The sequence below is a fragment of the Paenibacillus sp. FSL R5-0490 genome (assembly GCF_001956215.1).
GTDB lineage: Bacteria > Bacillota > Bacilli > Bacillales > Cytobacillaceae > Cytobacillus.
The window spans coordinates 50051-58073 of the sequence record NZ_MRTQ01000029.1 but is presented as its reverse complement, the minus strand read 5'-3'; the positions used below and the strand labels follow the sequence as shown (position 1 = coordinate 58073).

At 45.2% G+C, this 8023-nt stretch carries 9 protein-coding genes and 1 rRNA gene; all 10 read right to left on the bottom strand.

From position 1 onward, the window contains the following. A 16S ribosomal RNA gene (locus BK139_RS20365) occupies positions 1-63 on the bottom strand; the annotation flags it as partial. A gap of 365 nt (positions 64-428) precedes the next feature. Beyond that, a complete protein-coding gene (gene lysS / locus BK139_RS20360; RefSeq protein WP_035333329.1) occupies positions 429-1928 on the bottom strand; it encodes a lysine--tRNA ligase in 1500 nt (499 codons plus the stop codon). A 200-nt stretch (positions 1929-2128) separates the two neighbouring features. Continuing rightward, positions 2129-3130 carry a tRNA dihydrouridine synthase DusB gene (dusB, locus tag BK139_RS20355; protein WP_076262431.1) on the bottom strand — a complete coding sequence of 334 codons (1002 nt, stop codon included), beginning with the start codon at positions 3128-3130 and terminating at the stop codon, positions 2129-2131. A gap of 37 nt (positions 3131-3167) precedes the next feature. After that, positions 3168-3383, bottom strand: a complete 216-nt coding sequence (locus BK139_RS20350) for a helix-turn-helix domain-containing protein (protein WP_035333327.1) — start codon at positions 3381-3383, stop codon at positions 3168-3170. Further along, positions 3335-3862, bottom strand: a complete 528-nt coding sequence (folK, locus tag BK139_RS20345) for a 2-amino-4-hydroxy-6-hydroxymethyldihydropteridine diphosphokinase (protein ID WP_076262429.1) — start codon at positions 3860-3862, stop codon at positions 3335-3337. Before folK ends, BK139_RS20350 begins: the two co-directional genes overlap by 49 nt. Continuing rightward, positions 3859-4221, bottom strand: a complete 363-nt coding sequence (gene folB / locus BK139_RS20340) for a dihydroneopterin aldolase (protein WP_076262427.1) — start codon at positions 4219-4221, stop codon at positions 3859-3861. Before folB ends, folK begins: the two co-directional genes overlap by 4 nt. Beyond that, positions 4214-5050 (bottom strand): dihydropteroate synthase, encoded by an 837-nt coding sequence (folP, locus tag BK139_RS20335; protein WP_076262425.1) that lies wholly within the window; start codon positions 5048-5050, stop codon positions 4214-4216. Before folP ends, folB begins: the two co-directional genes overlap by 8 nt. An 11-nt stretch (positions 5051-5061) precedes the next feature. Then, on the bottom strand, positions 5062-5919 hold the full coding sequence (gene pabC, locus BK139_RS20330; protein ID WP_076262423.1) for an aminodeoxychorismate lyase: 858 nt from the start codon (positions 5917-5919) through the stop codon (positions 5062-5064). 3 nt (positions 5920-5922) lie between these two features. Next, positions 5923-6516 carry an aminodeoxychorismate/anthranilate synthase component II gene (gene pabA, locus BK139_RS20325; protein ID WP_076262421.1) on the bottom strand — a complete coding sequence of 198 codons (594 nt, stop codon included), beginning with the start codon at positions 6514-6516 and terminating at the stop codon, positions 5923-5925. Continuing rightward, the gene (gene pabB, locus BK139_RS20320) at positions 6513-7928 is read right to left on the bottom strand and encodes an aminodeoxychorismate synthase, component I (protein WP_076262419.1); all 1416 of its coding nucleotides are present in this window, start codon (positions 7926-7928) and stop codon (positions 6513-6515) included. Before pabB ends, pabA begins: the two co-directional genes overlap by 4 nt. Positions 7929-8023 lie beyond the last annotated feature (95 nt).

Below are 8023 nucleotides of genomic sequence, written 5' to 3'. Positions count from 1 at the left end.
GACTTGCATGTATTAGGCACGCCGCCAGCGTTCGTCCTGAGCCAGGATCAAACTCTCCATATAAGAGTTGATTAAGCTCGAGTTGTCTTTTCAAAAAAGACTAATGATTTAAACGTTGACGTATTGTTCGTTCAGTTTTCAAAGATCAATCCGCCGCTCAAGAGCGACTTTATTATCTTATCAGATCCAACTATCTGAGTCAATAACTTTTTTTAAAATCTTTTTTTGTAAGTCGCTGTCTTGCAGCAACGAATATAAATATATCACCTCACAGGACAACATGCAATATGTTTTTATCTTTTTTATACGTAAAAAAGAAAGAAAAAATATTCCCATTATTCTGCCCGGAAAATAGCACTATTTATATTCCTTTCTATAATAGAAAAAAGACAGAGCACGCAATGTACTCTGCCTTATTTTATAAAATATTAACGATGACGCATTAACGGGAATAATAGTACATCTCTGATAGAAGGTGAATTTGTCAGCAGCATGACAACCCGATCGATTCCGATGCCCAGTCCGCCTGTTGGCGGCATGCCGTATTCAAGAGCTTCAATAAAATCATCATCCATCATATGAGCTTCATCATTGCCCTCTTCACGTTCTTTCAGCTGTGCTTCAAAGCGCTCGCGCTGATCAATCGGATCATTTAGCTCAGTGAAGGCATTTGCATGTTCACGGGCTACAATAAATAATTCAAAACGATCAGTAAAACGCGGGTCTTCGTCATTTTTCTTCGCGAGCGGCGAGATTTCAACAGGATGTCCATAGATGAAGGTCGGCTGAATTAATTTCTCTTCAACCTTCTGCTCGAAGAATTCATTAACAATATGACCATATTCCATATTGTCTTTGATTTCAACACCATGCTCCTTCGCAAGCTGCTGGGCTTCTTCCTTACTTGTTTCTTTCCAGAAGTCTACCCCAGTGTATTCCTTAATGGCATCTACCATATGAAGCCTTTTCCATTCAGGCTTTAAATCCACTTCGTACTCGCCGTATTGCACAGTAGTTGTTCCAAGCACTTCCTGGGCGATATGGGCAATTAGGTTTTCAGTAAGGCTCATGATATCTCTATAGTCAGCATATGCTTCGTATAATTCAATCATAGTGAATTCAGGATTGTGACGTGTAGATACACCTTCATTACGGAATACCCGGCCAATTTCATATACCTTTTCAAGGCCGCCCACAATCAGACGCTTCAGATGAAGCTCAATGGCGATACGCATATAGAGTTCCATATCCAGCGCGTTATGATGAGTGATAAATGGACGTGCAGATGCTCCCCCTGCAATGGAATGCATCATAGGTGTTTCAACTTCAAGGTAGCCATGGCTGTCAAGGTAGCGGCGCATGGATTGGATAATGCGGCTTCTCGTGACGAAAGTCTTTTTGCTTTCCTCACTCATAATGAGATCCAGGTAACGCTGGCGGTAGCGCTGCTCAACGTCCTTCAGCCCGTGGAACTTATCCGGCAGCGGACGAAGGGATTTTGTCAGAAGGACAAATTCCTCTGCTTTAACAGACAGTTCGCCTACTTTTGTTTTAAAGAGCTTGCCGCTGATTCCAACAATATCTCCCAGATCCGCAGTTTCGAAGATGGCATAGCTTTCTTCTCCAACAGCATCTTTGCGGACATAAATTTGAATTTGCCCTGATAAATCCTGTACATGGGCGAATCCGGCTTTCCCTTTTCCGCGCTTTGTCATAATGCGGCCTGCCAGTGTAACAGAAACATCCTTTTCCTCAATTTCTTCCTTCTCAAGCTCACCGTACTGCTCAATTAATTCATTGCTTTGATGTGAACGGTCGAAACGTTTCCCGAAAGGATCCATTCCCTGTTCGCGCAAGCTGTTCATTTTCTCGCGTCTTACTTTCAACTGGTCATTTAATTCTTCATGACTCTGGCTCACTGAAATCATCTCCATTTTGTAAATCTTTTTATGTACGCACAATTCTGCGGTCCTTCAAAAATGTATATCTCTATTATTTTACACAAAGCGGGTAAATCAGACATCCTAAATAGTTAAATAGAATAAAAACTGCCAGTTCATGCACTGGCAGTTTCCATTTATCAAAAGTATTATAGGCAAAGATTGTCAGCCTGTCAAACTTTACGCAGTTATACAGCCTGTATCTGGCTTCTTTCTTTTTCTTCTGCATCAATGACAAGAGCGTTAAGAACGCTTACCAATTCTTCTCTTGTATTGGATTCATTGATTCCATTGCGGACCTTCGCATTGCCGCGGATTCCTTTCAGGTACCATGCAGCATGCTTTCGCATTTCGAGTACAGCGATATGTTCACCCTTTAATGAAATCAGACGGTCCAGATGGAGGATGCACACATCCATTTTCTCGCGTACAGAAGGCTCGCCCATTAATTCGCCAGTCTCCAGGTATTTAACTGTACAGTAAATCATCCATGGGTTTCCCAGTGCAGCCCGTCCGATCATGACACCGTCACAGCCTGTTTCATCCAGCATGCGCTTGGCATCCTGCGGTGTTTCCACATCACCATTTCCGATTAACGGAATGTTAATGTTCTGCTTTACTTCGCGGATAATATCCCAGTTCGCTTGTCCTTCATACAACTGGACACGCGTACGGCCGTGAAGAGCTACAGCTTTGCCGCCTGCCCGTTCAACTGCCTGCGCGTTTTTAACAGCGTAGATGTGGTCTTCATCCCAGCCCATCCGCATTTTTACAGTAACCGGCTTTTCAACAGCGTCTGTTACAGCTGAAACCATTTCATAAATTTTATCCGGGTCAAGAAGCCACTTGGCACCCGCATCACATTTGGTGATTTTAGGGACAGGGCAGCCCATGTTAATGTCGATGATATCTGCATTCGTATTTTGGTCTACAAATTTCGCCGCTTCTACAAGCGTTTCTTTTTTACCCCCGAAAATCTGCAGGCTTAGCGGCTTTTCTCTTTCATCAATATAAAGCATGTTCATCGTCTTTTCGTTCTGGGAGACAATGCCTTTGTCGCTGACCATCTCCGCACATACAAGTCCGGCACCGAATTCTTTTACAGTCAGTCGGAAAGCGGAATTGCATACTCCGGCCATCGGAGCCAGTACTACACGGTTTTTCAGCTGGATATCACCTATTTTGAACATAATTGCACCTCCCTCTGTAATTATTCAAACTTATATATTAATCCTGCTCCTGTCTGGGAGCCAATTCTTCCTGTGTCACTTTAAGCGCCAGAGCGATCTGCTCGATTAAAGCCGGTGCTGGCATGCGGTTTCCTCTTTCAATTTCACCTAAAATTGAAACCGATACACCGAGCTCTCTTGCAAATCCTTCTTGTGTAAATCCTTTTAGCTTTCGAAAAGCGCGAATACGTCTTCCCCATTTTTCTGCTTCCATATCCGTACTCCCTCTCTGTCAGGTATATCTTCCAGTATTGAAATTAAAGGCCGCTCCATCTTCGGAAGCCTGATGCTGGAATCAACCTCTAACAGAGGAACAAGGACAAACGCTCTTTCATGCATCCGAGGATGAGGAACTATTAGCTTCTCTGTTTCAATATTTTCGTGACTATACAGCAAAATGTCAAGGTCTATTGTCCGCGGGCCCCAATGAATTTTCCTTTTTCTCCCAAGTTTTAATTCGATATCAAGGCACGCATCCAGCAATTCAAAAGGATCTAAGCCGGTAGAAATTTGGATTGCCATATTCAGAAATTGTTCTTGATCTTCATAACCGACAGGATCTGTTTCATAAACAGATGAAGTATTTACCACTTGGGTTTCCGGTAGCTGATCAATCATCTCAACTGCTTTCTTCAAGTGGTCAAACCGGCTGCCGATATTTGAGCCAAGCGCAATAAAAGCGGTGTTCCTCATGATCTGCCTCTTGTAATTTCGATGGCTACTGATTGATAGTGGCCCGGAATAGGCGGATCAGGCTTGATGACTTTGACCGTCAGCTGCAGAATCAGCGGGAACCGGGAAAGAAGTTCGGCTGCCAGCTTTTCTGCCACAGCTTCAACCAGCTTATAGGGCTTACCTTCCACCACCTCTTTGCACACTGCATACAGCTCACCATAGTTAATGGAATCGTCAAGATTATCGGTTTCCCCCGCCTTTTTCAGGTCTGCTTCGACAGTAAGGTCTACAGCAAAGCGCTGGCCAAGCCGTGTTTCTTCCGGGAAAACACCATGGTAGCCGTAAAACTCCATTCGGTTCACATAAATTTTATCCATTGTAATCACCTTTTCCCATTAAAGCGTCCATCATTTTAGCCATTCGGCTCATTTCCTTTACATCATGAATGCGGATCATCTGGCAGCCCTTTTGGATGCCGTAGCACACCGTCGCTCCCGTTCCTTCTGTCCGCTCCTCAACCGGAAGGTCCAGGATGGTTCCGATCATCCGCTTCTTCGATGTGCCAAGCAGCACAGGATACCCGATAGCCACAAGCTTGTCCAAATCCCTCATCATTTCCAGGTTATAGTTCAAGTCCTTAGCAAAGCCGATGCCCGGGTCAAGGATAATATTCTCGTCTTTAACACCTGCAGACTTTACTAGCGCAATGCTTTCGTACAGGTCATTCATGACATCCCGGAAAAAGGATGTGTATTCCATATCCTTGCGGTTATGCATTAAGATGATCGGCGCTCCTGTTTCTGCTGCAGCTGCCGCCATTTCATTATCCGCTTTGGCTCCCCACACATCATTGATAATGTGGGCCCCGGCTTCAATGGCCTGCCTGGCGACTTCCGCTTTATAGGTATCAATGGATATCGGAACATCCACTTCCTTTGAAATTGCCTCGATAACTGGAAGAACACGTCTCAGCTCTTCGTCTGCAGGCACCGGATCAAATCCCGGACGGGTTGATTCTCCGCCAACATCGATGATATCTGCTCCGTTTTCAACCATTTCAAGAGCATGCTTGACTGCCAGATCCTGCTGACTGTATTTGCCCCCATCCGAAAAGGAGTCAGGGGTTGCATTTAAAATTCCCATCACAATGGTTTTCTTCCCGTAATCTAGCGTATATGGCCCACACTGAATTGTTGTTTTAGACATTATGAATCCTCCTACAGTTCATTCCTGCTCCATAAGTGTTCACAGCGGTTTTCATAGTGCACCTGGAGCTCCGATGTTTTCTTCCCGGATAACCCTGGCATGAAATGGCCATCAAACGAGGAAATCGGCACAATTTCCTGGATGGAGTTCGTGACAAAAACTTCATCCGCATCCTTTACAGCTTCTGCTCTGTACAGGCCTTCCTGCACATTCATCCCCAGCTTTCCGGCAAGCCTGATCACAAATTTCCGGGTAATGCCGTTTAGTATGCCGGTTTGAAGCGACGGGGTAAATAAATGGCCATCACGAATCCAGAATAAATTCGAAGTGACCCCCTCTGCCAGATAGCCATCCCTGGTCAAGAAGATCCCTTCAATGCCTGGATCGTCCCCCGCTTCCTTTTTAGCCAGAATGTTATTTAAATAATGGTGGGACTTCAGCCGTTCGGCCCCTTCAGGTGTATTGCGGGGAATCTCAAGCAATACTGCCTGCTTTTCTGCACCGGCACTTCTTGGCAGAAGCGGTTTGCAGAAAATGATCGTATTCGGGTTAGTGTACGGTGCTGTCTGCAGGCCAATCTCCCCGTTCCCCGCTGAAACATTCATCCGGATATAGGCATTATGGTATCCATTTTTTCCAAGCAGCAAATCCAGCGCCGCGAGCACTTGTTCCCTGGCATAAAATGCTTCAATATTTATCGCTTCAAGGCTTCTGTTCAGCCTCTCCAGGTGATCATCCAATAAAAAGGGATGCCCATTATAGATACGGAACGTCTCAAACAGCCCCATCCCATATATAAAGCCATGATCAAAAGGAGAAATCCTGGCCTCCTCTTTCCTGACAACTTCCCCATTCATATAAATATACAAGGTTTACAGCCCCTCTGCCTGCAGTGAGGCTTTGTAATGCTTAATAAAATTTTGAAGGAGTTCCTTTCCGGCCGTAGTCATAATCGACTCCGGATGGAATTGGACACCTTCTACAGGCAGTTCCTTATGGCGGATGGCCATAATCTCTCCCTCAGCTGTCCATGCTGAAACCTCAAGACATTCCGGAAGTGTTTCCTTTTTGACAATCAGCGAATGGTAGCGGGTAGCAGGAAAAGGGTTGGGCAGGTCTTTAAATATGGTTTTCCCATCATGAAAAATGTCAGAAGTTTTTCCATGCATCAGACGCTCTGCCTGCACCACATCCCCTCCGAATACTTGAGCAATCGACTGATGTCCCAGACAAACACCAAAGACCGGGATTTTGCCTGCAAAAGCTTCAATGGCTTTCAGGCTGATGCCTGCTTCATTCGGACTGCACGGCCCCGGAGAGATCATCAGGAACTTCGGCTGCATACTGCCTATTTCAGAAATCGATGTTTCATCGTTTCTTTTGACAACCAGCTCTTCGCCTAATTCACCGAGATACTGCACGAGATTATACGTAAAAGAATCGTAATTATCGATCATATAAATCATAGCTGATCCCCTTTTGCCTGTTCTGCGAGTTCTTTTGCTTTCCATAGAGCAATCGCCTTTTTCAGTGACTCTTTGTATTCATTTTTCGGATTGGAGTCAATGACAATGCCTGCACCTGCCTGCACATGAGCCTGTCCATCTTTAACGAGCATAGTGCGGATGATGATATTCAGCTCCAGATCACCGCTGAAATTGATCCAGCCAAGAGAGCCGGTGTATGGTCCCCTTGTGACCGGTTCAAGTTCTTCAATGATTTCCATAGTGCGCACCTTAGGGGCACCTGTGATCGTCCCCCCGGGAAATACAGCGTCAATGATATCAACCGCATTCTTGCCTTCTGCCAGCTCGCCTTTTACATTGGAAACGATATGCATCACATGTGAGTATTTTTCAATGACCATGAACTCATCCACTTCAACAGTCCCATATTCGCATACTCTTCCCAGGTCATTTCTCTCCAGGTCAACCAGCATTACGTGCTCTGCACGCTCTTTCTCATTTTCAATCAGTTCACTGGCGAGCTTGAGGTCCTCCTCATGATCCTTCCCGCGGGACCTTGTCCCGGCAATCGGCCGCGTGCTGACGGTGTTTCCTTTTTTCTTAATCAGCAGCTCCGGTGATGCGCTCACAAGCTGGTATGCAGGTGTGTGGAAATACCCCATGTATGGAGACGGATTTAACACTCTCAGCTGCTCGTATACATCCATAGCCTGAATATGCATCGGGCGGCTTTGTCGTACGGAGAGATTCACCTGAAAGACATCTCCCTGTGAAATATATTCCTGAACACTCCGTACAGCAGACTGGAATTCTTCTTCGTTCATGGATACCCTAAGTGTTTGTTCCGCCTGACTGCATCCCGCTTCCTCAGAAGGCTCTCCGCTCTCATTCTTCCATCTCTGCTCCCAATTCTCTGCCCGTTCCTCGATCGAGTGCTCTTCCCCTTTTTCATATAAGAATAGAAGCCAGAGCTGTTCCGTTTCATGATCAAAGACAAAGCAATCTTTATAAATAAAAAAGTGGATATCAGGTATTTGCAGATCATCCCGGGCTTCATCTGGAAGCTTTTCGATATATCGTGCGTAGTCATAGCTGATGAACCCGATGGCCCCTCCCTGAAAATCCGGAAGTTCTTCAAGCTTATCTGCTTTATATCGATTCAGCCATTCCTGCATCAGGTGAAGGGGGTTGCCTTCGAGCACTTGTTTTTCACCGTCTGCAGTGATTTCAAGCTGTGAATTTTTGCCTGTTAAAATGGCTTCAGGCTCAAAAGCTGCAATACTGTACCTGCCGCCCCGTCCGCTTTCCAGTAAAACATGATGCGGCAATCCCTCAGACAGCGAGCGGTATGTGCGGAAAAACCGGTTATATGTATATGGTATTTTTTTTGCATGAATCTGAAGATGCTTCACTAAAAGTCACCCCTATATAGTTCTCTTTTTTCATCATACATGATACGGGGCATGCTTTCATAATTTTTATTGTACGCAAAAAACAGCGGCCAATG